Here is a 23,353-nt window from a genome sequence, read left to right as displayed (position 1 = left end):
GGCGGCCGGACATCTGCCCGGCAAGCCGCCGTGTCGCCCGTCCCAACAGCGGAATTATGGCCTATTCCGCCGCCTGCTGTGCGCCCTTGACGCCCTGGGCCAGGGCGGCCGTCAGCTCGGCGACGGCGTTAACGGTTTTGGCGGTCGCCCGCCCCTCGGCATCGAGGCTGTTCTTGAGCGCATCGACCAGCGCGGTACCGACCACCGAACCATCCGCCTTCTCGGCAATGGCGCGCGCTGCCTCCGGCGTGCGGATGCCGAAACCGACGCAGATCGGCAGCCTGGTATGCCGCTTGATGCGCGCGACAGCTTCGCCGACGGCATTGGCGTCCGCCGCTGCTGCACCGGTGATGCCGGCGATCGAGACGTAATAGACAAAGCCTGATGTGTTCGCGAGCACCGCGGGCAGGCGCTTGTCGTCGGTGGTCGGGGTCGCCAGGCGAATGAAGTTCAGCCCCGCCTTCAGCGCGGGAATGCAGAGCTCGTCGTCTTCCTCCGGCGGCAGATCGACGATGATCAGGCCGTCGACGCCGGCCGTCTTGGCATCGGCCAGAAACTTGTCGACGCCGTAGATGTAGATCGGATTGTAATAGCCCATCAGCACCAGCGGCGTGACATTGTCGTCCTTGCGGAAGTCGCGCACCAGCTCCAGCGTCTTCTTCAAGGTCATGCCGATCTTGAGCGCACGCAGGCCTGCAGCCTGGATCGAGGGACCATCCGCCATCGGATCGGTGAAGGGAATGCCGAGTTCGATGACGTCGGCGCCGGACTTCGGCAGCGCCTTGACGATCTCGAGCGATGTCGCCGGATCGGGATCGCCGGCCATCACATAGGTGACAAAGGCCGCGCGGCCTTGGCTTTTCAGATCGGCGAAACGGGTATCGATACGCGTGGTCATAGTGCGGCGGCCGCTGTGCTATACCTCTCCCCACCGGGGAGAGGTCGGCTGCGAAGCAGCCGGGTGAGGGGGATGGAGCGATTCAAGTCGAGAGCGCGACGGCTCCGCGAGTCACAGACGAGCGCGGAAGCAAAGCTTTGGCAGGCGCTGCGCAACCGGCAGCTCGCCCGCTGGAAGTTTCGCCGCCAGCATCCGGTGGACCGGTTTGTGGTCGATTTCGTGACGCTGGACGGTAAGCTCATCATAGAGGTTGACGGCGTCACGCATTCCAGCCCGTCCCAGATCGAACGTGACGAAGCCAGAACCAAGGTGCTCGAGTCCTGTGGTTTCCTGGTCTTGCGCGTTTCGAACACCGATGTGTACGAGAATCTCGAGGGCGTCCTGGAGCTTATCGAGACCTCACTGAGGTTCGAGTAAGCGGAGAGGCCCCTCACCCGGCTGCTTCGCAGCCGACCTCTCCCCGACGGGGAGAGGTGAAGAGAGTGCGACACACTCCTCACTTGTTCTTGCCCCTCAGGATGTCGCCGACCTGCGGGACGTCCTTGTCGCCGCGGCCGGAGAGATTGACGACCATCAGGTGATCCCTGGGCCGCTTCGGCGCGAGCTCCATCACCTTGGCAATGGCATGCGCGGGCTCGAGCGCGGGGATGATGCCTTCGAGCTTGGACAGCAGCTGGAACGCGGCGAGCGCCTCGTCGTCGGTTGCGGAGAGATAATTCACGCGGCCGACCTCGTGCAGCCAGGAATGCTCGGGGCCGATGCCGGGATAATCGAGACCCGCCGAGATCGAATGCGCGTCCTGGATCTGGCCGTCGGCGTCCATCAAGAGATAGGTGCGGTTGCCGTGGAGAACGCCGGGACGGCCGCCCGCGATCGAGGCGGCATGCAGCTGGGTGAGGCCATGGCCGGCAGCTTCGACGCCGAAGATTTCGACCGCGGGATCGTCGAGGAACGGATGGAACAGGCCCATCGCGTTGGAGCCACCGCCGATGCAGGCGACCAGCGAATCCGGCAGGCGGCCCTCGATCTCCTGCATCTGCGCCTTGGTCTCGTCGCCGATGACCGACTGGAAATCGCGCACAAGCGTCGGATAGGGATGCGGGCCCGCCACCGTGCCGATGCAATAGAACGTGTTGTGCACGTTGGTGACCCAGTCGCGCAGCGCCTCGTTCATGGCGTCCTTGAGCGTGCGCGTGCCCGACTGCACCGGCATCACCTTCGCGCCCAGCATCTCCATGCGGATGACGTTGGGCTGCTGCCGCTCGACGTCGACGGCGCCCATATAGACCACGCATTCGAGGCCGAAGCGCGCGCACAGCGTCGCGGTGGCGACGCCATGCTGACCCGCGCCGGTCTCGGCGATGATGCGCTTCTTGCCCATGCGCCGCGCCAGCATGATCTGGCCGAGCACGTTGTTCACCTTGTGCGAGCCGGTGTGGTTGAGCTCTTCACGCTTGAGGTAGATCTTGGCGCCGCCGAGATGTGAGGTGAGGCGCTCGGCGAAATAGAGCGGCGAGGGCCGGCCGACATAGTTCTTGAGATAGCCGTTCATCTCGGCCTGAAACGCCGGATCAGCCTTGGCCGCGGTGTAGGCCTTCTCCAGATCGAGGATCAGCGGCATCAGCGTTTCGGCGACGAAGCGTCCGCCGAAAATGCCGAAATGGCCGCGCTCGTCCGGGCCGCTGCGGTAGGAGTTTGGCTTGGCGATGTTCATCGGACGCTCAACTCTTGACTTGCATCTTTGCTTGCGCGCGCGGCGCGGATGAAGGCCTTGATCATCTCCGGGTCTTTCACGCCGGGGGCGCTCTCGACACCGGAGGACACGTCGACGCCGCCGGCGCGGGTGACGCGAAGGGCCTCAGCGAGATTGTCGGCGTGCAGCCCGCCCGAGACCATGTAGGGCAGTTTCAGATCGAGGTTTTCGAGCAGGTGCCAGTCGAACGGTTCCCCGAGACCGCCGGGCCGCGTCGCATCCTTCGGCGCGCGCGCGTCGAACAGGATGCGGTCGGCGACGGCGGCGTAACCGGGCAGCACCGCGAGATCGGCTGAGGTTGCGACCGGCACCGCCTTCATGACCGGGCGGCCGAAGCGGTGCTTGATGTCGCGCAGCCGCGCGACGCTCTCCTTGCCGTGGAGCTGGAAAATGTCCGGCGACAGCGCGTCCATGATGTTGTCGAGCGTTGCGTCATCGGCATCGACCGTGAGCGCCACCTTGAGCGCACGCCGCTGCACCTGACGGCCAAGATCGCGGCCGAGCTCCAGGGACAGGTGCCGCGGCGACGGCGGGAAGAACACGAACCCGACCATGTCGGCGCCGGCGCCGAGCGCCGTTTCGAGCGTCTCGGGCGTGGACAGGCCGCAGATCTTGACGAGCAGGGACATGGTCTCAAAGCGGGTAGAGGCCGCAGGTCCGCGGCCGGAAAACGGGGCTTTTCGGTCGGGGCCGCTTCTACAACGTCGCGCGCTGCTTGTCTCGCCCGACGGGCCCGTACAGGCCCGTCCCGGAGGGAACGGGAAGGCGCTGGGACGCCGGCTTCGCCGCGGTCGCCTGGGCCCGCAGATCGGCCAGTTCGGCCCTGGCAATCCGGGCCTCCGCGTCATTCCGGCGCGCCGCGCGCCGCCAGCGCCGCTGGCCGAACCAGACGGCGGAGCCGCCCGCGACGACGCCCAGGGCCGCCGCCAGGATCAGCAGCAGGAACAGCGGCAGGGTAATCGACAGCGATGGGTCGTCGGCAATGAAGGGGTCGAAGGAGACGGTGACGAAATGCCGGTTGGCGACGGCGAACGCCACCAGGATCAGGCCCAGCGGAATCACGATCAGCGCGGTCAGGAACTTTCGCATCTCGCTTCGCTCGCCTTGAATCAAGCTTGCGGCCGCATCCTGTGCGACCGCGAAAAACCCTCAAGCGCGCTCACATCGCGCTTCAGTCTGCGCCGCCGGGATCCGGATGGTCGCGGTTCAGCCGCTCGCGCATTTCCTTGCCGGTCTTGAAGAACGGAACGCTCTTCTGATCGACGGGCACATGGGCGCCGGTGCGTGGATTGCGCCCTGCGCGCGCAGGGCGATGCTTGACCGAGAAGGCACCGAAGCCGCGCAGCTCGACGCGATCTCCGCGTGCAAGCGCCGCTACGATCTCTTCGAGAATCGCATTCACAATGTTCTCGACATCCCGCTGGTACAGATGCGGGTTGTGCTCGGCGATACGCTGAACAAGTTCGGATTTGATCATCGAGAGATAGGACCCGGAAGCATGCGGATGACCATTTCCGTGAAAATACCGTGATCTGTCAAGACGCTAAATCAAGGTTGGGCGTCGTGAAAATACGTGACAAATGCCGAAAAAGCAGGCTGCGCCGGCACGCGCCGGACGGGAAAAAGCTCTGGAACTCGCCTGCCGACGGTCAGTTGGACGCAGCCGGCTGCCACAAGGCCAGCATGCCATCCATTCCGAGCCGATCCACCGCCTGTGCGACGCCGGTTTGCCCGATCTGGTGCGCGATCGACCCCAAACCGAGCGCTTCTAGCGTCAATGCGGCCGCGGTCTTCAGGAACGGCAGGTCGCCGAAGCGCGGCTGGAGCTTGTAATCGCGCACGGGAAGCCCCTTCTTGACGCCCTTCTGCTCGACCAGCCAGGTCACGGCCGTCTTCTCGTCGCCGATCTGGTCGATCAGCTTGAGATCGATCGCCTGGCGCCCGGTGAAGACGCGGCCGTCGGCAACTTTTTCGAGCTGCGTGTCATCCATGCCACGCCGCTCCTTCACCATTCCCTTGAACCAGGCATAGGAATCCTTCACCAGCGCATCGAGCGCGGCGCGCGCCTCGGGACTGGTCGGCTCAAAACCGTTGGGCGCTGCCTTCAGCGGCGAGGACTTCACCTCCTCGACCTTCACGCCGATGGTCTTCAGGAGCTCGGTCACGTTGGGGTACTGGAACAGCACGCCGATCGACCCGACCAGCGAGCTCTGTTGGGCGACGATGTGGTCGCTTGCAATCGCCGTGATGTAGCCTCCGGAGGCAGCCAGGCCCTCCACCACCACGACCAGCGGCTTTTTCGCCTTGAGACGGACGAGCGAGTCATAGAGCTGCTCGGACCCGGCCGTGGTGCCGCCGGGCGAGTTGATGTGAACGATGACGGCGGCGGCCTGCGAATTCTCGAGCCGCTCCAGCGCCTGCGTGCGATCGGAATCGCTGCGGATCAATCCCTCGATATGGACGCGCGCGATCGAGCCGGCCGATGCGAAGGTGCCGCGTGCACCGGGTGTCGCAATCAGTGCGAAGCTTGCAATCGCCGCGATCGCGATCAGCGCCGCGATGACGCGCCAGAACGTCAGCTTGCGGCGAATCCTGCGGCGATCGACGATGATGTCCGAATCGAGCGACATCGGAATATCTCCAAATGAAAGATCAGGCGCGTTGTGCCGTCACGGCGTGACCATCGGCCTATCTGGATACATCAATTGCGGCGCAATTTGAAGAAAACAAGGCCTCGTGGGGGACGCGCAGGTCGCCGCAAACGCAGTCGTCATCCCCGCCTAGTGCGCAATTGCGCACGGGGGCGGGATCCATAACCCAGGGAGGAGTCGTCGCGCGAGCTGGCAACTCCGGGTCTTCGTCAAACTCCTCCCTGGGGTTATGGGTCCCGGGATCGCGCTTCGCGCGCCCCGGGACGACAGTCGCGTATGCCGCAACAAAAAAGCCCCGGCTTGCGCCGGGGCCTTGATGCAGCAAAACGGACGTTTCGCTTACTTGCTGTCGCGGTTCTTGAGCGCGGTGCCGAGGATGTCACCGAGCGTCGCACCCGAATCCGAGGAGCCGTACTGCGCGATGGCTTCCTTTTCTTCGGCGACTTCGAGCGCCTTGATCGACACCTGGACCTTGCGGGCCTTCTTGTCGAACTGGATCACGCGGGCATCGACCTTCTCACCGACGGCGAAGCGTTCGGCGCGCTGGTCGTTGCGGTCACGGGCGAGCTCCGAGCGCTTGATGAAGGTGGTGAAGTCGGTACCGGCGATCTTCACCTCGATACCGCTCTCCTTCACTTCGAGCACTTCGCAGGTCACGACCGCGCCCTTCTTGACATCGCCCGGCTCGGCGAAGGGGTCGCCTTCGAGCTGCTTGATGCCGAGCGAGATGCGCTCCTTCTCGACGTCCACATCGAGCACCACGGCCTTCACCATGTCGCCCTTCTTGTAGTTGTCGATCACCTGCTCGCCCGGAAGCTTCCAGTCGAGATCGGAGAGGTGGACCATGCCGTCGACGTCGCCCTCGAGACCCAGGAACAGACCGAACTCGGTCTTGTTCTTGACCTCGCCCTCGACAACCGAACCGGTCGGATGCTTCTCGACGAAGACCTCCCAGGGGTTGCGCATGGTCTGCTTGAGGCCGAGCGAGATGCGGCGCTTGACGGAATCGACTTCCAGCACCTGCACGTCGACTTCCTGCGAGGTCGACACGATCTTGCCGGGGTGCATGTTCTTCTTGGTCCACGACATCTCGGAGACGTGGATCAGGCCTTCGATGCCCGGCTCGAGCTCGACGAACGCACCGTAATCGGTGATGTTGGTGACGCGGCCGGTGAAGCGGGCACCCAGCGGGTACTTGGCTTCGATGCCCTGCCACGGATCGTCCAGCAGCTGCTTCATGCCCAGCGAGATGCGGTGCGTCTCGTGGTTGATCTTGATGATCTTGACCTTCACGGTCTGGCCGATCGAGAGCACCTCGGTCGGATGGTTGACGCGGCGCCACGCGATGTCGGTGACGTGCAGGAGGCCGTCAATGCCGCCGAGGTCGACGAACGCACCGTAGTCGGTGATGTTCTTGACCACGCCGTCGATGACCTGACCCTCTTCGAGGTTCTGCACCAGCTCCTGGCGCTGCTCGGCGCGGGTCTCTTCGAGCACCGTGCGGCGGGACACCACGATGTTGCCGCGGCGTCGGTCCATCTTGAGAATCTGGAACGGCTGCGAGTTGTTCATCAGCGGCGCAACGTCGCGGATCGGACGGATGTCGACCTGCGAGCGCGGCAGGAAGGCCACGGCTCCGTCGAGGTCGACGGTGAAGCCGCCCTTGACCTGGTTGAAGATGACGCCGTTGACCTTCTCGTTGTTCTGGAACGCCTTCTCCAGCTTGCCCCAGCTCTCTTCGCGGCGCGCCTTGTCGCGCGACAGCACGGCTTCGCCGAGGGCGTTCTCGATACGATCGAGGAACACTTCCACCTCGTCGCCGACCTTGAGGTCAGAGTCACGGCCGGGGCCGGAAAATTCGCGCAGCGCAACGCGGCCCTCGGTCTTCAGGCCGACGTCGATGACGGCCATGTCCTTTTCAATTGCAACCACCTTGCCCTTGACGACGGAGCTTTCCTGCAGGTTGCCGCCTGCGAAGGACTCGTCGAGCATCGCGGCGAAATCGTCGCGCGACGGGCTATAGGTATCAGCAGAAGTCGAAGCCATTTGTTCTCCAGTTGCGGATGTCTTGCCGGCCGTTGGGTTCATGGGCGCATCGCGCGCGCAGTGTCGGAAGGTCCGCAAGACCTTCGAGCGACCGCTCGTTGCCCCGGCCTTGCGACCAGAACAGCGGAAGCGGGCCGGCTGAGGCCCGCGCGTTCGATACGTTGAAAGCTTTGTCCGGAACCTGGATCGCGCCGGTCCCGAAACCGGGACGAAGCGTATCGACCTCAAAGAGCGGGAGCGGGCACTTCCTCCAATGACGGCGGCGGCTTAACCCCGCGACCGGCCCGCTCGGACAGCCTCGATAATGTCGATGGCGGCCCGGACGCCGCCTTCTATATCCAGTTGGGAGTTATCTAGCAAGTAAGCATCCGGGGCCGGTTTTAAAGGCGCAATCGGCCGGTTCTTGTCGCGTTCGTCGCGCTGGAGGATGTCGGCGAGCACGGCCGCCTCGTCCGCATCCTCGCCCCGCGCCCTGGCCTCCATGGTGCGGCGGCGGGCGCGGACCTTGGGGTCGGCGACCACGAAGATCTTCACGTCGGCGTGGGGGCAGATCACGGTTCCAATATCCCGGCCGTCGAGCACGGCGCCCGGCGGATCGGCGGCGAATTGCCGCTGGAAATTCACCAGAACCTCGCGAACCCGAGGGATTGCCGAGACGATCGAGGCGCCCTCGCCGGCCTTCTGGGTCTTCAGCGCAGGATTGCCGAACTTTTCGGGATCGAGCTCCAATGCGGCCTGCACCGCAGCCGCCTCGTCGTTGAGATCGTGCCCTGACTGCATCAGGGCATAGGCCACCGCACGATAGATCACGCCGGTATCGAGATGACGATAGCCGTAATGGTGGGCGAGACGCTTGCCGAGCGTCCCCTTGCCCGAGGCCGCGGGCCCGTCGATGGCGATGATCATGAGAACTCGGCCCCTAACGAACCCATCATCGGAATGAAATCCGGAAAGCTGGTGGCGATGAAGGCGGTGTCGTCGACGGTCACGGGCTGATCGGAGGCCCACCCCATCACCAGCGCGGACATCGCGATGCGGTGGTCCATGTGGGTGGCGACAGTGCCGCCGCCCGGGACGTGGCCGCGGCCCTCGACGATCAGATCGTCGCCGGAGACCTCGACCTTGACACCGTTGACGCGGAGCATGGCGGCGGTCGCCTCCAGGCGATCGGATTCCTTGACGCGCAGCTCCTGCAGGCCGCGCATGATCGTGGTGCCTTCGGCGAACGACGCCGCCACCGCCAGCACCAGATATTCGTCGATCATCGACGGCGCGCGCTCCGGCGGCACCTCGACGCCGCGCAGTTTCGAGGCGCGCACGCGCAATTGCGCCATCGGCTCGCCGGCATCGCCCCGCACTTCGCTCTCCTCGATGGAGGCGCCCATTTCGCGCAGCGTGGTGAACAGGCCGGTGCGCAGCGGATTGGTCATGACATCGGACAGCACGACATCGGAGCCCTCGACGATCAGCGCCGCGACGATCGGGAAGGCGGCCGACGAGGGATCGGCGGGCACCACGACATTGGCGCCGCGCAGCTCGGGCTGGCCGACCAGCGTGATGCGGCGGCCGTGCTGGCCTTCCTGGACCGAGGTGATGTCGGCACCGAAATGCCTCAGCATCAGCTCGGTGTGGTCGCGGCTGGCCTCGCTCTCGATGACAGTGGTGACGCCCGGGGCAGCCAGGCCCGCCAGCAGCACGGCCGATTTGATCTGGGCCGAGGCGACCGGGGTCTTGTAGGTGATCGGCAGCGGATCGCCCGCGCCCTGGAGGGTCAGCGGCAGGCGCCCGCCCTCGCTGCCCGCGGTGACCTTGGCACCCATCTTTTCCAATGGATCGAGGATCCGGCGCATGGGACGGCTGCGCAGCGAGGCATCGCCGTCGAACACCGCCGAAATCGGGCAGCCGGCCACGGCGCCCATGACCAGCCGGCAGCCGGTGCCGGAATTGCCGAAATCCAGCGGCGCATTGGGCGGGGCGAAGCCTCCGACCCCGACGCCGTTGACCCTCCAGGCGAAATCGCCGGTGCGCTCGACCCTGGCACCCAGCGCCTGCATCGATTTGGCGGTGTTGAGGACGTCCTCGCCCTCGAGCAGGCCCGAAATTCTGGTCTCGCCGACCGCGAGCGCGCCCAGGATCAGGGCGCGGTGGGAGATCGACTTGTCGCCGGGCACCCGTACTTTCCCGGTCAGGGGCCCGCTGGCGCGAGACTGGAGCGGTCTCGGTTGGTCGGAATGGGTCAAGATTGTGTCCTTGAATAGGCCCGATGGGCTGGCGCGCAGGTATCACATGGTCCGCGCCCCGTCACGGGCATGTCGTTCTCCCGTAATGCGCTATTGACAGCGGGCCGCCAACTAGCCAAGTGAAGCACCGCTTTTCAGACATTCCCAGGATTCCTGCCGTGGCCAAGTCCGAACTCGGAACCAAACGTATTTGCCCGACCACGGGCAAGAAGTTCTATGACCTCAACAAGAATCCGGTGATCTCGCCCTATACCGGCGAAGTGGTGCCGATCGCCCCGGTTGCTCCTGCGCGCGCGCCCCGTGGGGCCGAGGCCCGCAACATGGCACAGGACAACGCGCCGGAGCCGGCAGAGGCCGAGGAATTGGTCTCGCTCGAGGAGGCCGATGCCGAGGAGAACACCGGCAAGGTCAAGGCCGTCGTGCCCGAATCGGAGGACGATATCGAGGTCGACGAGACCCTCGACGACGATGATGACGACGATTCGACCTTCATTGCCGACGAGGAAGAGGGCGATGAGGACGTGACCGACATCATTGGTGATGTCGGAGGTGATGAAGAGACTTGAGATCAGCCCTGATCTGTGAAAAAGGGTGCACCGCGCGAGTCGGAAAGGCTCGCCGGTCCGGGGTGATCGACCAGGTTCACCCCGTCTAAGGTTAAGGGGCCATAGCTCAGCTGGGAGAGCGCTTGCATGGCATGCAAGAGGTCGGCGGTTCGATCCCGCCTGGCTCCACCAGCCTTCGCTCGCTTCGCGAGCTACGGCTCGGCAAGCCAGCCCCGCTCCATCGTAGCGAAGTGAGCGAAGGCTGCCGCGGCGTAGCCCGAAGGGCGAATCCGGGCCCCATCAGATAGAACGCGGGTGTAAGCTCCCCCTCGACGACTGGGGAGTGTGCCGTGAAATACGTCTACATTCTGAGAGCCTCGATTCCCTTCACTTTTATGTCGGGATCACCGACGACCTGCGAACCAGACTGGCAAAGCACAATGCTGGCGAGGTGCCCCACACCTCGAAATACGGGCCTTGGCGTCTCAAGACTTACGTCGCATTCAGCAACGAGAAGCAGGCCGTCGCATTCGAGAAGTACTTGAAGTCAGCGTCCGGTCGCGCCTTCGCCAAGAAGCGGCTCTAACCCCTACTCCCCGATCACCGCATTCAGCCGATCCCTCAGCGCGACGATCTCGTCTTTCATCGCCACCAGCTCCGACACCGAGCAGTCCGATGCCGCCAGGATCGAGTGCGGCACGGCGCGCGCCTTTTCCTTCAGTGCATGGCCCTGCGGCGTCAGGGCGATCAGCACCTGGCGTTCGTCCTCGCGCGAGCGGGTGCGCTTGACGAGATGGGCGGCCTCGAGCCGCTTGAGCAGCGGCGTCAGCGTGCCCGAATCCAGGAACAGCTTCTCGCCGATGTCCTTCACCGGCACGTCGTCGCGCTCCCACAGCACCAGCATGACCAGATATTGCGGATAGGTCAGGCCGAGCCGATCGAGCAGCGGCTTGTAGACGCGGTTGAAGGCGTGCGTGGCGGAATAGACCGCGAAGCAGATCTGGTTGTCGAGGCGAAGCGGGTCGACCGCCGTTGATTTCCGGGCCATGACGAATCTCGTGCGTTTCTCCCATTCTGGGCCCGGCCGGCGGCGCATTCAATTGCGAACAATTAAATGTGAGACGCGCCGATTTAGATTGCGCGCAATCTAATTGCCTGCGATAAAGCTCACACCCCAACCTGGAAAGACCCGAGGAGACGAAAATGTCCGTGAACGTCCTCTACAAGACCAGCGCCAAGGCCACCGGCGGCCGCGACGGCCATGCTGCGACCCTCGACGGCGCGCTCGACGTCAAGCTCACCACGCCGAAGGAGCTCGGCGGTGGCGGCGGCGCCGGCAACAATCCCGAGCAGCTGTTCGCGGCCGGCTATGCTGCCTGCTTCATCGGCGCGATGAAGTTCGTGGCTTCGCAGGGCGGCCCGAAGGTTCCGGCCGATGCCTCCGTCACCTCGACCGTCGGCATCGGCCCGCGCTCGGAAGGCGGCTTCGGCCTCGACATCGATCTTGCCGTCTCGCTGCCGGGCCTTGCCCGCGCGGAGGCCGAGGCGCTGGTCGCCAAGGCGCACCAGGTGTGCCCGTACTCCAATGCCACGCGCGGCAATGTCGACGTTCGCCTGACGGTCGTCTGATCGGCAGCGCGGATTGGCTGGCCCGGGATCCCCCTCGGGCCGGCCGCTTCCGATCGAATTTGCCACGCCGCGGCATGGCAGCGCAGCCGCGCATGCGGCCCTACGCGAGGGCCCATTGCTGGCGCAAACAAACCTCGCTAGGCCTGTGCTCGAACGTCGACACAGGAGAAGCGAAGGCATGAGTTCTGAAGCCGCAACGGGTGCCATGAGCGGACTGCGCGTCATCGATCTCACGCGTGTGCTCGGCGGTCCCTACTGCACCCAGATCCTCGCCGACCACGGCGCCGACGTAATCAAGGTCGAGCCGCCCGCGGGCGACGAGGTGCGCGAATGGGGCCCTCCGTTCCACGAGGAGGATGCGGCCTATTTCGTCGGCATCAACCGCAACAAGCGCTCGATCGGCCTCGACCTCGCCTCCGAAGGCGGGCGTGTCGTGCTGCTCAAGATGCTGGAGACGGCCGACGTCCTGATCGAGAATTTCAAGCCGGGCACGCTGGAGAAATGGGGCATCGGCAACGACGTCCTCGGCAAGAAATTCCCGCGCCTCGTGCATTGCCGGATCTGCGGCTTTGGCGCCGACGGCCCGCGCGGCGGCAATCCCGGCTATGACGCCATCATCCAGGCCATGACCGGCATGATCGCGGCGACCGGCTCGCCCGAGAGCGGGCCGATGCGGATCGGCGTGCCGCTGGTCGACATCACCACCGGACTTTATGCGGCGATCGGCATCCTGATGGCGCTGTCGGAGCGGCAGCGGTCGGGCAAGGGCCAGTTCCTGGAGACGACGCTGTACGAGACCGGCCTTGCCATCATGCATCCGCACACCGCGAATTATTTCATGCATGGCAAGCCGCCGAGCCTCACCGGCAACGAGCATCCGAACCTCGTGCCTTACGCGATCTTCCCGACCAAGACCGACAACATCTTCATTGGCGTCGGCAACGACGGCACCTTCCGCAAGCTCGCCAAGGAGATCGGCAAGCCCGAGCTCGGCACCGACCCGCGCTTTGCCCGCAACAAGGACCGCATCGCCAATCGCGAGGCGCTGCGCGCCGAGCTGGCCGCCGTGTTCAGCCAGCACGAGGCCGAGCCGCTGTGTAATCGCCTGCTCGCGGCGGGCCTGCCTGCGGGGCCTGTGCAGAAGATCGACCAGGCGCTGACCAACCCGCACACGATCGCGCGCGGCGATATTATCGAGAAGGACTGGTACAAGGGCGTCGCCTCGCCGATCCGGCTCGACCGCAGCAAGCCCAGCCTGCGCCGCGTGCCGCCGAAATTCAGCCAGCACGCGGCCGAGGTGCTGGGCGAGTTCGGCTACTCCAAGGCCGAGATCGACGCGATGGTCGAAAAGGGCACGGTCTGCGGTCCCGAGCGGAAACGCTAGGGGCCCTCACCCTTCACATCAACCAATGCCGCACTGCGGCGCGCGCACGCATGTGCAGCGCGAACGGCGGTGGCTGACCGCTCCGTGTTCGCCTATTTGACGACTTCCCATTTGGCGGCGCTTGCTGCTTTCGTTTCTCCCGCTTACACAGTCATGTGAACGTCATATGGCGCTGCTAGCGCAAGCGCTTCTTAGTGACGGGCAAGGGAGGTTTTCTTGATGGCTCTTCGACATTTTGGCGCGGCTGCTGCTGCCGCATTCGCGGTTGGGCTAGGCGCCTCGCCGGCACTTGCCGTGACCGAAATCCAGTGGTGGCACGCGATGACCGGCGCCAACAACGACGTCATCGTCAAGCTCGCCAACGACTTCAACGCCACGCAGAGCGACTACAAGGTGATCCCGACCTACAAGGGCAACTACGCCGATACGATGAACGCTGGCATCGCCGCGTTCCGCGCCGGCAACGCGCCGCACATCATGCAGGTGTTCGAGGTCGGCACCGCCACCATGATGGCCGCGACCGGCGCCGTGAAGCCGGTCTACAAGCTGATGGCCGAGACCGGCGAGAAGTTCGATCCGAAGGCCTATCTGCCCGCGATCACCGGCTACTACTCGACCTCGAAAGGCGAGATGCTGTCCTTCCCCTTCAACTCGTCGTCGACCGTGATGTGGGTCAACCTCGACGAGCTGAAGAAGGCCAATGTCGAGATCCCGAAGACCTGGCCTGAAGTGTTCGACGCCGCCAAGAAGCTGAAGGCGGCCGGCCATGCCACCTGCGGCTTCTCCAACTCCTGGGTCACCTGGGTCAATCTCGAGCAGCTGTCCGCCTGGCACAACGTGCCGCTGTCGACCAAGGCCAACGGCCTCGACGGCTTCGACACCGTGCTCTCCTTCAACGGGCCGCTCCAGGTCAAGCATCTCGAGAACCTGGTCGAGCTCCAGAAGGACAAGACCTACGACTATGCCGGCCGCACCAATACCGGCGAAGGCCGCTTCACGTCGGGCGAATGCCCGCTCTACCTGACCTCGTCGGCGTTCTTCGGCAACGTCAAGGCGCAGGCCAAGTTCGCCTTCACCGCGGTGCCGATGCCCTATTATCCGGACGCCAAGGGCGCGCCGCAGAACTCGATCATCGGCGGTGCCTCGCTCTGGGTGATGGGCGGCAAGCCGGCGGACGATTACAAGGGCGTCGCGAAGTTCCTCACCTTCCTCTCGGACACCGATCGCCAGGTCTACATCCACAAGGCCTCCGGCTATCTGCCGATCACCAAGGCGGCCTATGAGAAGGCCAAGGCCGAGGGCTTCTACAAGGACCAGCCCTATCTCGAGACGCCGCTGCTCGAGCTGACCAACAAGGAGCCGACCGAGAATTCGCGCGGCCTGCGCCTCGGCAACATGGTGCAGCTCCGTGACGTCTGGGCGGAGGAGATCGAGCAGGCGCTGGCGGGGAAGAAGACCGCCAAGCAGGCGCTGGACGCCGCCGTCGAGCGCGGCAACACCATGCTGCGCCAGTTCGAAAAGACCGCCGTGAAGTAAGGCGACCAGCGGCAGGCCGTCACCGGCCTGCCGCTTCTCTGGGGCATCATGCAAAAGCAAGCCATTTTCCAGTCGAAGCTGTTGCCCTATGCGCTGGTTGCGCCGCAGCTCGCGATCGTCCTGATTTTCTTCTACTGGCCGGCCTTGCAGGCGGTGATCCAGTCCTTCCTGCTCCAAGACGCCTTCGGCCTCTCGACCAGCTTCGTCTGGTTCGACAATTATCTCGAGCTGTTCAGGGAGCGCGCCTATTTCGAGGCGATCCTGCGCACCTTCTTCTTCTCGTTCGCGATCGCGGTGTCGTCGCTGTCGTTCGCGCTGCTGCTCGCCGTGATGGCGGACAAGCCGCTGCGCGGCTCGATGCTCTACCGCACGCTGCTGATCTGGCCCTATGCGGTGGCGCCGCCCGTGGTCGGCGTGCTCTGGATCTTCATGCTGCATCCCTCGCTCGGCGTGCTCTCGCGCTACCTGCGCACTCTGGGCATCGACTGGAATCCGCTGCTCGACGGCGACCAGGCCGCATCGCTGATCATCCTGGCCGCCGCCTGGAAGCAGATCTCCTACAACTTCCTGTTCTTCCTCGCCGGCCTGCAGAGCATCCCCAGAAGCGTGCTCGAGGCCGCCGCGATCGACGGCGCGCGCCCGATGCGCAGGTTCTGGACCGTGACCTTCCCGCTGCTGTCGCCGACCATCTTCTTCCTCCTGGTCGTCAACATCGTCTACGCCTTCTTCGACACGTTCGGCATCATCGACACCATGACCCGCGGCGGCCCCGGCAAGTCGACCGAGACGCTGGTCTACAAGGTCTATTCCGACGGCCTGCTCGGCGGCAATCTCGGCAGCTCGGCGGCGCAGTCGGTGATCCTGATGATCATGGTGATCGTGCTCACGGGCATCCAGTTCCGCTTCGTCGAACGCAAGGTGACCTACTGATGGTCGAGGAAGAGGGCTTTCGGCGCTACGTCGCCCATATCATCCTATGGATCGGAATCGCGATCGTCGCCTTCCCGGTCTACATCGCGATCGTCGCCTCGACCCAGGACAACGCCGTGATCGCGAACGGGCAGATGTCGCTGCTGCCCGGCGGCCACTTCTTCGAGACCTACTACCAGACCATCTTCGTCGGCACGAGCGGCTCGACCCGCGAGCCGGTCGGCAACATGATGCTGAACTCGCTGGTGATGGCGCTGCTGATCGCGGTGGGCAAGATCGCGATCTCGATCATCTCGGCCTATGCGATCGTGTATTTCCGCTTCCCGTTCCGGATGCCGATCTTCTGGCTCATCTTCATCACCTTGATGCTCCCGGTCGAGGTCCGCATCTATCCGACCTACAAGATCGTCGCCGACCTGCACATGCTCGACAGCTATGCCGGCCTGTCGCTGCCGCTGATCGCATCGGCCACCGCGACGCTGCTGTTCCGCCAGTTCTTCATGACCGTACCGGACGAGCTGTTGGAGGCCTCGCGCATCGACGGCGCCGGCCCCTTGCGCTTCTTCTGGGATACGCTGCTGCCGCTGTCGCGCACCAACATGGCGGCGCTGTTCGTGATCCTGTTCATCCTCGGCTGGAATCAATATCTCTGGCCGCTCTTGATCACCACGCGCGACGACATGCAGACGATCCAGATCGGCATCCGCAAGATGATCACCACCACCGACGCGCTGACCGAATGGCCGATCGTGATGGCAACCGCCGTGCTGGCCATGCTGCCGCCGGTGTTCGTCGTCGTCGCCATGCAGAAATTGTTCGTGCGCGGCCTGGTCGAGACGGAGAAGTAGAGACTTATGGCCAACGTCACCCTGCGCAGTGTCCGCAAAACCTATCCCGGCGGCTTCGAGGCCATCAAGGGCGTCGACGTCGATGTCGGCGACGGACAGTTCTGCGTGCTGGTCGGACCAAGCGGCTGCGGCAAGTCCACGCTGCTGCGCATGGTCGCGGGGCTGGAGACGGTCACCGGCGGCGAGATCGACATCGGCGGCCGCGTCGTCAACCAGATCGAACCCGCCGATCGCGACATCGCGATGGTGTTCCAAAACTATGCGCTCTATCCGCATATGAGCGTCTACAACAACATGGCCTATGGCCTGCGCAACCGCGGCATGGCCGAGGCCGAGATCAAGACCCGCGTCGAGGAAGCCGCGCGCGTGCTCGAGCTCTCCGCCATGCTGGAGCGCAAGCCGCGCCAGCTCTCCGGCGGCCAGCGCCAGCGCGTCGCCATGGGCCGCGCCATCGTGCGCCAGCCGAAGGTGTTTCTGTTCGACGAGCCGCTCTCCAACCTCGACGCCAAGCTGCGCATCGCGATGCGGGTCGAGATCCGCAAATTGCAGCGCCGGCTCAACACGACGTCGATCTACGTCACCCATGACCAGCTCGAGGCGATGACGCTCGCCGATATTCTCGTCGTGATGAACGGCGGCCAGGTCGAGCAGGTCGGCAATCCGCTGGCGATCTACGAGAAGCCGGCGACGACCTTCGTCGCCTCCTTCATCGGCGCCCCGCCGATGAACCTGATGTCGACGCGGCCCGAGGAGATCCGGTCGCAGCTCGCCGGCAGCACTGCTGCCGATGCCGGCATCCTCGGCATCCGCCCGGAGGACTTTGTCATCACCGACGAAACGCCGGCCGGCGGCGTCGCCCTGCCGCTCACCGTGGAAGCGATCGAGCGCGTCGGCGCCGAAACCTTCGTCTACGGCTCCCGCGAGCAGGAGGACCAGCGCGTCGCCGCCACGCCCGGCGAGCTGCCGCCCGGCGAGGTCATCGTCCGCATTCCCGGAACCCAGGCGCCCGCCATCGGCGCGAGAATCCGCGTCGCGGCGGTGCGGGCGAAGCTGCATCTGTTCAGCGGCGACGGACGGAAGCGGATCGAGGCCTGAGGGGATCCGAAGGGCCAGACAACAAAAGTGCGAAAACAACCCCATGCACAGTAGGAGGGGGTTTGTTTTTGCTGGGATAAATCGCCTCCAAACTGGTCATGCCGGCCATGACGAACCGGAGACATCCGGCGAGTGGGGAAAATCGCCCATCCACAGCGATCCCCGCTACCTGCTTGAACCCACAGGGGAACATGCCCATATTGCTGATCAAGGGGTGCCGTTCGCGGGCCCTGATGCACCAAAGTCGCTTCGAGAGGACTTTGTAAACTATGTCTCGTGTTCCAACGCTCTCCAGTCCCTTCCTGCTGGGCTTCGACGAGATCGAGCGCGTGCTCGATCGGGTCGTCAAAGGCGCCGACGGTTATCCTCCCTACAATATCGAGAGGTGCGACCGCACGGACGGCCAGCCCGAGCGTTTGCGCATCACGCTGGCGGTCGCCGGATTTACGCGCGACCAACTCGATGTAACCATTGAGGAAAACCAGCTCGTGATCCGCGGGCGGCAGCAGGACGACAAATCCCGGCAATACATCCATCGCGGCATCGCCGCGCGCCACTTCCAGCGCACCTTCGTGCTGGCGGAGGGGATGCTGGTGCTGGGTGCGGATCTGAAGAACGGGCTGTTGTCGATCGATCTGGCCCGGCCTGAACCGGAGCGGATCGTTAAGACAATCGCTATCAATGAGCACGAATAATGGAACGAGTAGCGGACTCGACCGCTTAGTGTTCCAGAGGAGTCGAGACCATGAGTGAAGGTCACGTTGCGTTCGAATACGAAGCCAAGAACGTCTCTCCGGAGACGCTGGCAACCCTGGGCGAAGGCCATATCGCCTATGTGAAGCAGATCCGTTCCGAAGACGTACCGGACCTGTTCCCCGAGGCGCCCAAGATCGCGCCGGGCCTCAAGCTGTTCGCCCTCCACGCCGCCGACGGCACGCCGATCATGCTGACCGACAGCCGGGAAGCCGCGGTCGCCAACGCCTGGAGCAACGAGCTTCAAGCGGTGAGCGTGCACTAAAGCGCGCTCGTCGCACGAATAGAGTTTTGGCGGGCATGCCTTCGCAAGAAGGCGTGCCCGTTTTCATTTGAGAGGTGACGTTTTCGCGGCGCCATCGCCAGCCAGCGGGAATTCGGCGACTTCCCCGCCCGCACCCGGCAGGGCTATCACATATGACTTGTGGCGGCGGCCTGCGCGCACGCCTCGTCCTTCGAGACGGCGCTAACGCGCCTCCTCAGGATGAGGCTCATCAGCGTCAGCGCCCGTTGAAACTGCTGCCGCGCACCCCGCCCTCATCCTGAGGAGCCCGCCTCAGGCGGGCGTCTCGAAGGATGGCCGCAGGGGAAAACCTCAATTGCGATAGCCCTGGGTGCGGGGGCGTCCCTGGCTCTTGCGCGCACGAGACCTCATCAATCCGTGATTTGACAGTTCCTGCATCTTTGTCAAATCTGACAAAATGCAGGCCAAGGCCCCTCCCCAGGACCGGATCCTCGACGCTGCCTTGCGCGTGTTCCGGCGCCACGGCTTCCGCCGCTCCTCGATCGAGCAGGCGGCGGAGGAAGCCGGACTGACGCGGCAGGCGCTCTATCATCACTTCGCCTCCAAGGAGGCGCTGTTTCGCGCCGTGCTCGAGCGGATCTACGCGCAGGGGCTCGCTGCCGAAATCGCGGCAGCGAAGGCGGCGGAAGAGGCCGGCCTCGAGCTTGCCGACATCCTGGTCGCCGAAATCGGCGCGCGGATGCAGTCGCTGCTCGCTTCGCTCAAGGACTCGCCCCACACCGAGGAGCTGTTTTCCGAGCACCTCGCGCAGGCGCGCGATCTCTACCAGAGCTATTCCAACCGTTTCGCCGACGAGATCGCAACCACGATCGCGCGGGTGTGCCGCAAGCGAAAGCTTAACCTCGAAAGCGGCGTCAGCGTGCGCGAGCTCGCGCGCTGCGTCGAGATGGCGATCCACGGCACCAAATCCGCTTTCCCTTCCATGCAGCCGGTCGACGCGTTCCTGAAACAGCTCGAGACCATGCTGCGCATGCTGATCGCCGGCGCAATGGCGCCGTCCGCAAAGAAGTCCCACCGCAAACCGGGAGTTCGAAAATGACCACCACGACTATCAATGGACGGCCCCTGGTGCTGCCCGACGATCCGGATGCGCTCTTGATCGACGTGATCCGCGATGGCGGCCTCACCGGCACCAAACTCGTCTGCGGCTCCGGCGTCTGCGGCGCCTGCACCGTGCTGCTCGACGGCACGCCGGTCGTGAGCTGCCTGTTGCCGGCGCAGGCGGCCGCCGACAAATCGCTGACGACCATCGAGGGCGTCGGAGCAGCCGGATTGCATCCGGTGCAGAAGGCGTTCATGGCGCACGACGCCCTGCAATGCGGCTTCTGCACGCCCGGCTTTGTCGTCGATGCCACCGCCTTCCATGACAGCTGGCGCGCGACCAAGGGCGCGGCGACGCCCTCGCGCGAGGAGATCGCCGCCGCGCTATCGGGACATCTCTGCCGCTGCGGCGCCTATGAAGGCATTTTTCGCGCGGTGGCGGAGGCTTGTTCAGGCCGCTTCGACGGCAACGATCCCATCGCGCCGCGGCTGGAAGCCCGCGACAAGGTGACGGGACTGGCCCGCTACACGGTCGACATCGGCCATGACGGCCAGCTCGAAGGCGTCATCCTGCGCGCGCACGTCGCGCATGCGAGGATCACCGGTCTCGATCTGGCGCCGGCGCACGCCATTGCCGGTGTTGCCGCGGTCGTTCCGCTGCTCGACGATGATAACGTCATTCGCTTCGTCGGTGCGCCGATTGCAGCCGTCGCAGCCAAGGATCGCCGCACCGCGCTGCAGGCAATTGCCGCGATCAGCTTCAACTCCGAGCCTTTGCCCGCCGTGATCGGGCTCGATGCAGCGCGACGCGACGATGCGCCGGTCGTGTTCGAAAAGAAGGACCGCAAACGTGCCGGCAACGTGTCCGAGGGCGCCGGCGGCGCTCCGGTGTCGTGGAAGGGCAATGTGCGCGGGCCTTCGGCGCCGTTCTCGCAAAAGGCCAAGCAGGCCAGGAGCTGGCTCGACGAAGCGCGGGCGCAACGCAATCCGCTGCTGGTCGAGGAAACCTTCCGCGTCTCGACGCAACAGCACGCAAGCCTCGAACCACATGCCGCGGTGGCCAGGTTCGATGGCGATCAGCTCATTGTGCACATCTCGACCCAGGCCATTCACGAGAGCATGGAGAAGATCGCCAAGCGTTATGGCCTTCCGCACGACAAGGTGCGTGTGATCGCCGATCATGTCGGCGGCGGGTTCGGCTCCAAGGGCAGCGTCGGGCTGGAGACCATCGCCGCAATCGAGCTTGCGCGCGCCGCGAAGGCGCCGGTGCGTGTCGCCTTCGATCGTGAAGAAGAGCTTTCCGTCGCCGGCTATCGTCCGGCCGCCGAGCTGAAGCTGTCCTTGCTGCCTTCGGCGGAAGGCCGCCTCAAGGCGCTGTCGCTCACCGCCCATGCCGATACCGGCGCCGCCGTGAACTCGCTGATCGCGGGCCTGGCGCGGCTGATCTATCCGGCCGAAGCAAAAGAGCTCGTCGACTTCGACGTGCTCAGCAATTTGCCGCCCGGCGCGCCGTTCCGCGGCCCCGGCGGTCCACCGATGTCGTTTGCGCTGGAGCAGGCGGTCGACGAAGCGGCGCTGCGCATGAAGGTCGATCCGATTCAATTGCGCAGGCTCTGGGACCCCGATCCCAACCGCCAGCGACTGTACGACTGGGCCGCCGGCCTCGACGTCTGGAAGAGCCGCAAGCCGGCCGCCTCGCAAACCGGCCGCTACCGGCGCGGCGTCGGCGTCGCCACCGGCTACTGGCTCTATCTCTGGCAGACCGGCTCCTCGGTCGAACTCGCGATCAAGGGCGGACGCATCGTCGCAAGCTGCGCGGTACAGGATATCGGCACGGGCACGCGCAGCGTGATCGCGAACACCGTCGCGAAGGCGTTCGATCTCGAGCCGCAGGATGTGGACGTTCGCATCGGCCGCTCCAACCTGCCGCCCGGACCGGGCTCCGGCGGCAGCCGCGTCACCGCCTCGGTGGTGCCGCCGACCTTGCTTGCCATCGACAAGCTGAAAGCGGAAATCAAGCGCACCGCGTCTCGCACACCTGCTCCGGGCTCGAACGCGCCATGGCGCGAGATGATCGCGGCTTCTCCTGATATCGCCGTGTCGGCGAGACGCCAGGAGGACGGCAGGCCGCCGCCCGGCGTCAGGCCCGCGCTGCACGAGGCGGGCATCATGGGCCGGGTGTTCGGTTGGGTGCTGCGTCTGATGAACCACATGGTGGTCGGCGCCGGCGTGCCGAGCTCGGTCCAGGTGATGGAAGTCGAGGTCGATACCTGGCTCGGCCATGTGCGCGTGCTCAACGCCTATACGGGCCTCGCGATCGGCAAGCTCGCTGCGCCGGCGCTGGCGCGAAGCCAGGCCGCAGGCGCGGTGATCCAGGGCATCGGCTACGCACTCTATGAGTCGCGGGAGACCGATCCTTCGAGCGGCCACATCCTGAGCGGCAGCATGGAGGATTACCGCATTCCGGGGATTGCCGACATGCCGAAACTGGAAGTGCATTTCGACGAGGCCGGTTTCGAGCATGTGCCGGGCGGCAGCGTCGGCATCGGCGAAGTCGCCACCGTGCCGACCTCGCCCGCGATCGCCAACGCCATCCGCGATGCGATCGGCGTGAGACTGACCGAAATTCCGTTCCGGCCCGATCGTCTGGTGGCCGCGCTGAAAGGGAGGGATGCAGCATGAGTGTCGCCGTCATGACCGCCAAGCCCACTGCCAAGCCTACGCCGGAATTCCGCGCCGGAGGCACCGACTTCAGCGAACGCCGCCGCAGCGGCGTGTCGCAGGGAATGCTGATCGATATCTCGGCCACCGGCGACAAGACGATCACTTGGGACGCCGACGGAGCAGCCGAGATCGGCGCGCTTGCCACCATCGCCACGATCGCGACCGACGCGCGCATCGCCGCTGCCTATCCCGGTATTGCGGCGAGCGCGCAAGGGCTCGCCACGCCACAGGTGCGCCAGGTTGCAACGCTCGGCGGCAATCTCGCGCAGCGTTCACGCTGCTGGTATTTCCGCCGGGCCGACATCGATTGCCTGAAGAAAGGCGGCAGCACCTGCCCCGCCCGGTCCGGCAATCACCTCTATGGCGTTGCCTTCGATCTCGGCCCGTGTGTCGCGCCGCATCCTTCGACCATGGCGGCGGCTCTGCTCGCCTATGATGCGACCATCACCACGGACCGGCGCAGCGGATTGACGATTGCCGACCTGCTCGGCGACGGCTCGGTCTCGCACGCCGATCATACACTCGCAGCAGGCGAGATGATCAAGAGCATTGCGCTTCCCGCTCCGCTTCAGGGCGAGCGCGCTTCCTACAAGCGGGCGATCAGCCGGACCTATGCGGAATGGCCGCTGGTGGAGCTCTGCGCCCGCGTCGTGATCGCCGGCGGCAAGTTCCAGCTCGTGCGTCTCGCTGCCGGCGGCGTCGCGCCCGTGCCGGTTCGCCTCACCGCCGTGGAAGTCGCGCTCAGTGGCAAGACTGCCAATGCGGCATCGATCGCGGAAGCGGCGAAAGCGGCGAGCTCGGGTGCCAAACCATTGCCGATGACGGCCTACAAGCTCGATCTTCTGCAAGGGCTGGTGCGCGACGTGCTGGAGCGGCTCTCGGATTAGAGCGGAATGGCTTTAGGTCGAATCGATTGCCGCGGCTCGTTCACCTCTCTCGCTCTTGTCCGCCGAAGCCTTGGCGAAGGCGGATGCGG

23 protein-coding genes, 1 tRNA gene and 1 pseudogene are annotated in these 23,353 nt (G+C 65.0%); 15 read left to right on the top strand and 10 right to left on the bottom strand.

The features are described 5' to 3' along the window. Positions 1 to 61: 61 nt before the first annotated feature. Complete coding sequence (gene trpA, locus ACNJYA_RS01460; RefSeq protein ID WP_172788598.1) at positions 62 to 898, bottom strand: tryptophan synthase subunit alpha; 837 nt, start codon at positions 896 to 898, stop codon at positions 62 to 64. 72 nt (positions 899 to 970) lie between these two features. Between trpA and ACNJYA_RS01455 the strand changes: the two genes are divergently transcribed. Continuing rightward, on the top strand, positions 971 to 1,315 hold the full coding sequence (locus ACNJYA_RS01455; protein WP_439365137.1) for an endonuclease domain-containing protein: 345 nt from the start codon (positions 971 to 973) through the stop codon (positions 1,313 to 1,315). A 79-nt stretch (positions 1,316 to 1,394) separates the two neighbouring features. Here ACNJYA_RS01455 and trpB read toward each other — a convergent pair whose 3' ends face one another. From trpB to aroA, 8 genes are all read right to left on the bottom strand, one after another. Continuing rightward, the gene (trpB, locus tag ACNJYA_RS01450) at positions 1,395 to 2,612 is read right to left on the bottom strand and encodes a tryptophan synthase subunit beta (RefSeq protein WP_439365136.1); all 1,218 of its coding nucleotides are present in this window, start codon (positions 2,610 to 2,612) and stop codon (positions 1,395 to 1,397) included. After that, positions 2,609 to 3,280, bottom strand: a complete 672-nt coding sequence (locus ACNJYA_RS01445) for a phosphoribosylanthranilate isomerase (protein WP_439365135.1) — start codon at positions 3,278 to 3,280, stop codon at positions 2,609 to 2,611. Before ACNJYA_RS01445 ends, trpB begins: the two co-directional genes overlap by 4 nt. 67 nt (positions 3,281 to 3,347) lie before the next feature. Continuing rightward, entirely contained in the window at positions 3,348 to 3,740 is a 393-nt protein-coding gene (locus tag ACNJYA_RS01440) for a lipopolysaccharide assembly protein LapA domain-containing protein (RefSeq protein WP_439401904.1), read from the bottom strand. An 82-nt stretch (positions 3,741 to 3,822) separates the two neighbouring features. Continuing rightward, the gene (locus ACNJYA_RS01435; RefSeq protein WP_124162406.1) at positions 3,823 to 4,128 is read right to left on the bottom strand and encodes an integration host factor subunit beta; all 306 of its coding nucleotides are present in this window, start codon (positions 4,126 to 4,128) and stop codon (positions 3,823 to 3,825) included. Positions 4,129 to 4,300: 172 nt separating this feature from the next. Further along, positions 4,301 to 5,281, bottom strand: coding sequence for a signal peptide peptidase SppA (sppA, locus tag ACNJYA_RS01430; protein WP_260381533.1), 981 nt, complete (start codon positions 5,279 to 5,281; stop codon positions 4,301 to 4,303). Between the two features lie 360 nt (positions 5,282 to 5,641). Further along, entirely contained in the window at positions 5,642 to 7,348 is a 1,707-nt protein-coding gene (rpsA, locus tag ACNJYA_RS01425; protein WP_172788603.1) for a 30S ribosomal protein S1, read from the bottom strand. Positions 7,349 to 7,615: 267 nt separating this feature from the next. Next, the gene (cmk, locus tag ACNJYA_RS01420; protein WP_172788604.1) at positions 7,616 to 8,254 is read right to left on the bottom strand and encodes a (d)CMP kinase; all 639 of its coding nucleotides are present in this window, start codon (positions 8,252 to 8,254) and stop codon (positions 7,616 to 7,618) included. After that, positions 8,251 to 9,588, bottom strand: coding sequence for a 3-phosphoshikimate 1-carboxyvinyltransferase (gene aroA, locus ACNJYA_RS01415; protein WP_439401903.1), 1,338 nt, complete (start codon positions 9,586 to 9,588; stop codon positions 8,251 to 8,253). Before aroA ends, cmk begins: the two co-directional genes overlap by 4 nt. A gap of 158 nt (positions 9,589 to 9,746) precedes the next feature. On the opposite strand from aroA, the gene ACNJYA_RS01410 reads away from it, so the two are divergent. From ACNJYA_RS01410 to ACNJYA_RS01400, 3 genes and pseudogenes are all read left to right on the top strand, one after another. Then, entirely contained in the window at positions 9,747 to 10,154 is a 408-nt protein-coding gene (locus ACNJYA_RS01410; protein WP_172788606.1) for a TIGR02300 family protein, read from the top strand. 95 nt (positions 10,155 to 10,249) lie between these two features. Continuing rightward, positions 10,250 to 10,325, top strand: a tRNA-Ala gene (locus tag ACNJYA_RS01405). A gap of 158 nt (positions 10,326 to 10,483) precedes the next feature. After that, positions 10,484 to 10,719, top strand: a pseudogene (locus ACNJYA_RS01400) (GIY-YIG nuclease family protein). Positions 10,720 to 10,722: 3 nt separating this feature from the next. On the opposite strand, the gene ACNJYA_RS01395 reads toward ACNJYA_RS01400, so the two are convergent. Further along, positions 10,723 to 11,181 carry a MarR family winged helix-turn-helix transcriptional regulator gene (locus ACNJYA_RS01395; protein WP_172788607.1) on the bottom strand — a complete coding sequence of 153 codons (459 nt, stop codon included), beginning with the start codon at positions 11,179 to 11,181 and terminating at the stop codon, positions 10,723 to 10,725. 155 nt (positions 11,182 to 11,336) lie between these two features. Here ACNJYA_RS01395 and ACNJYA_RS01390 point away from each other — a divergent pair, with 155 nt between their 5' ends. The 11 genes from ACNJYA_RS01390 (at position 11,337) to ACNJYA_RS01340 (ending at position 23,264) form a co-directional block, all read left to right on the top strand. Beyond that, a complete protein-coding gene (locus ACNJYA_RS01390) occupies positions 11,337 to 11,762 on the top strand; it encodes an organic hydroperoxide resistance protein (RefSeq protein ID WP_018645071.1) in 426 nt (141 codons plus the stop codon). A 178-nt stretch (positions 11,763 to 11,940) separates the two neighbouring features. Next, on the top strand, positions 11,941 to 13,146 hold the full coding sequence (locus ACNJYA_RS01385) for a CaiB/BaiF CoA transferase family protein (RefSeq protein ID WP_439401902.1): 1,206 nt from the start codon (positions 11,941 to 11,943) through the stop codon (positions 13,144 to 13,146). Between the two features lie 219 nt (positions 13,147 to 13,365). Next, the gene (gene ugpB, locus ACNJYA_RS01380) at positions 13,366 to 14,682 is read left to right on the top strand and encodes a sn-glycerol-3-phosphate ABC transporter substrate-binding protein UgpB (RefSeq protein ID WP_439401901.1); all 1,317 of its coding nucleotides are present in this window, start codon (positions 13,366 to 13,368) and stop codon (positions 14,680 to 14,682) included. A gap of 48 nt (positions 14,683 to 14,730) precedes the next feature. After that, positions 14,731 to 15,612 carry a sn-glycerol-3-phosphate ABC transporter permease UgpA gene (gene ugpA, locus ACNJYA_RS01375; RefSeq protein WP_260381527.1) on the top strand — a complete coding sequence of 294 codons (882 nt, stop codon included), beginning with the start codon at positions 14,731 to 14,733 and terminating at the stop codon, positions 15,610 to 15,612. Further along, positions 15,612 to 16,460, top strand: a complete 849-nt coding sequence (gene ugpE / locus ACNJYA_RS01370; protein WP_172788610.1) for a sn-glycerol-3-phosphate ABC transporter permease UgpE — start codon at positions 15,612 to 15,614, stop codon at positions 16,458 to 16,460. Before ugpA ends, ugpE begins: the two co-directional genes overlap by 1 nt. Before the next feature lie 6 nt (positions 16,461 to 16,466). Next, positions 16,467 to 17,555, top strand: coding sequence for a sn-glycerol-3-phosphate import ATP-binding protein UgpC (locus ACNJYA_RS01365; protein ID WP_212257731.1), 1,089 nt, complete (start codon positions 16,467 to 16,469; stop codon positions 17,553 to 17,555). Between the two features lie 269 nt (positions 17,556 to 17,824). Further along, positions 17,825 to 18,250 (top strand): Hsp20 family protein, encoded by a 426-nt coding sequence (locus tag ACNJYA_RS01360; protein WP_025032962.1) that lies wholly within the window; start codon positions 17,825 to 17,827, stop codon positions 18,248 to 18,250. 50 nt (positions 18,251 to 18,300) lie between these two features. Further along, a complete protein-coding gene (locus ACNJYA_RS01355) occupies positions 18,301 to 18,573 on the top strand; it encodes a DUF1150 family protein (RefSeq protein WP_018645064.1) in 273 nt (90 codons plus the stop codon). A gap of 436 nt (positions 18,574 to 19,009) precedes the next feature. Then, positions 19,010 to 19,651: a TetR/AcrR family transcriptional regulator gene (locus ACNJYA_RS01350; protein ID WP_439401900.1), complete on the top strand. Its 642-nt coding sequence runs from the start codon at positions 19,010 to 19,012 to the stop codon at positions 19,649 to 19,651. Then, entirely contained in the window at positions 19,648 to 22,335 is a 2,688-nt protein-coding gene (locus tag ACNJYA_RS01345; protein ID WP_439401899.1) for a molybdopterin-dependent oxidoreductase, read from the top strand. Before ACNJYA_RS01350 ends, ACNJYA_RS01345 begins: the two co-directional genes overlap by 4 nt. Further along, a complete protein-coding gene (locus tag ACNJYA_RS01340; protein WP_439401898.1) occupies positions 22,332 to 23,264 on the top strand; it encodes an FAD binding domain-containing protein in 933 nt (310 codons plus the stop codon). The genes ACNJYA_RS01345 and ACNJYA_RS01340 overlap by 4 nt, the downstream gene beginning before the upstream one ends. Positions 23,265 to 23,353 lie beyond the last annotated feature (89 nt).

This window comes from Bradyrhizobium sp. BLXBL-01 (assembly GCF_051853025.1).
In the GTDB taxonomy this organism is placed as follows: domain Bacteria; phylum Pseudomonadota; class Alphaproteobacteria; order Rhizobiales; family Xanthobacteraceae; genus Bradyrhizobium.
This window is presented reverse-complemented; position numbering and strand designations above follow the sequence as displayed.

Bases quoted from the DNA above. Each gene is read 5' to 3' on its own strand.
- rpsA (WP_172788603.1), bottom strand. From the start codon at position 7,348: ATGGCTTCGACTTCTGCTGATACCTATAGCCCGTCGCGCGACGATTTC.
- ugpB (WP_439401901.1), top strand. From the start codon at position 13,366: ATGGCTCTTCGACATTTTGGCGCGGCTGCTGCTGCCGCATTCGCGGTT.
- ACNJYA_RS01340 (WP_439401898.1), top strand. From the start codon at position 22,332: ATGAGTGTCGCCGTCATGACCGCCAAGCCCACTGCCAAGCCTACGCCG.
- ACNJYA_RS01445 (WP_439365135.1), bottom strand. From the start codon at position 3,280: ATGTCCCTGCTCGTCAAGATCTGCGGCCTGTCCACGCCCGAGACGCTC.
- ACNJYA_RS01455 (WP_439365137.1), top strand. From the start codon at position 971: ATGGAGCGATTCAAGTCGAGAGCGCGACGGCTCCGCGAGTCACAGACG.
- ACNJYA_RS01360 (WP_025032962.1), top strand. From the start codon at position 17,825: ATGTCTCGTGTTCCAACGCTCTCCAGTCCCTTCCTGCTGGGCTTCGAC.
- ACNJYA_RS01350 (WP_439401900.1), top strand. From the start codon at position 19,010: ATGCAGGCCAAGGCCCCTCCCCAGGACCGGATCCTCGACGCTGCCTTG.
- trpA (WP_172788598.1), bottom strand. From the start codon at position 898: ATGACCACGCGTATCGATACCCGTTTCGCCGATCTGAAAAGCCAAGGC.
- trpB (WP_439365136.1), bottom strand. From the start codon at position 2,612: ATGAACATCGCCAAGCCAAACTCCTACCGCAGCGGCCCGGACGAGCGC.
- ACNJYA_RS01345 (WP_439401899.1), top strand. From the start codon at position 19,648: ATGACCACCACGACTATCAATGGACGGCCCCTGGTGCTGCCCGACGAT.
- ACNJYA_RS01390 (WP_018645071.1), top strand. From the start codon at position 11,337: ATGTCCGTGAACGTCCTCTACAAGACCAGCGCCAAGGCCACCGGCGGC.
- ACNJYA_RS01395 (WP_172788607.1), bottom strand. From the start codon at position 11,181: ATGGCCCGGAAATCAACGGCGGTCGACCCGCTTCGCCTCGACAACCAG.
- ACNJYA_RS01440 (WP_439401904.1), bottom strand. From the start codon at position 3,740: ATGCGAAAGTTCCTGACCGCGCTGATCGTGATTCCGCTGGGCCTGATC.
- ACNJYA_RS01385 (WP_439401902.1), top strand. From the start codon at position 11,941: ATGAGTTCTGAAGCCGCAACGGGTGCCATGAGCGGACTGCGCGTCATC.
- ACNJYA_RS01355 (WP_018645064.1), top strand. From the start codon at position 18,301: ATGAGTGAAGGTCACGTTGCGTTCGAATACGAAGCCAAGAACGTCTCT.
- ACNJYA_RS01435 (WP_124162406.1), bottom strand. From the start codon at position 4,128: ATGATCAAATCCGAACTTGTTCAGCGTATCGCCGAGCACAACCCGCAT.
- ugpA (WP_260381527.1), top strand. From the start codon at position 14,731: ATGCAAAAGCAAGCCATTTTCCAGTCGAAGCTGTTGCCCTATGCGCTG.
- ACNJYA_RS01365 (WP_212257731.1), top strand. From the start codon at position 16,467: ATGGCCAACGTCACCCTGCGCAGTGTCCGCAAAACCTATCCCGGCGGC.
- ugpE (WP_172788610.1), top strand. From the start codon at position 15,612: ATGGTCGAGGAAGAGGGCTTTCGGCGCTACGTCGCCCATATCATCCTA.
- sppA (WP_260381533.1), bottom strand. From the start codon at position 5,281: ATGTCGCTCGATTCGGACATCATCGTCGATCGCCGCAGGATTCGCCGC.
- cmk (WP_172788604.1), bottom strand. From the start codon at position 8,254: ATGATCATCGCCATCGACGGGCCCGCGGCCTCGGGCAAGGGGACGCTC.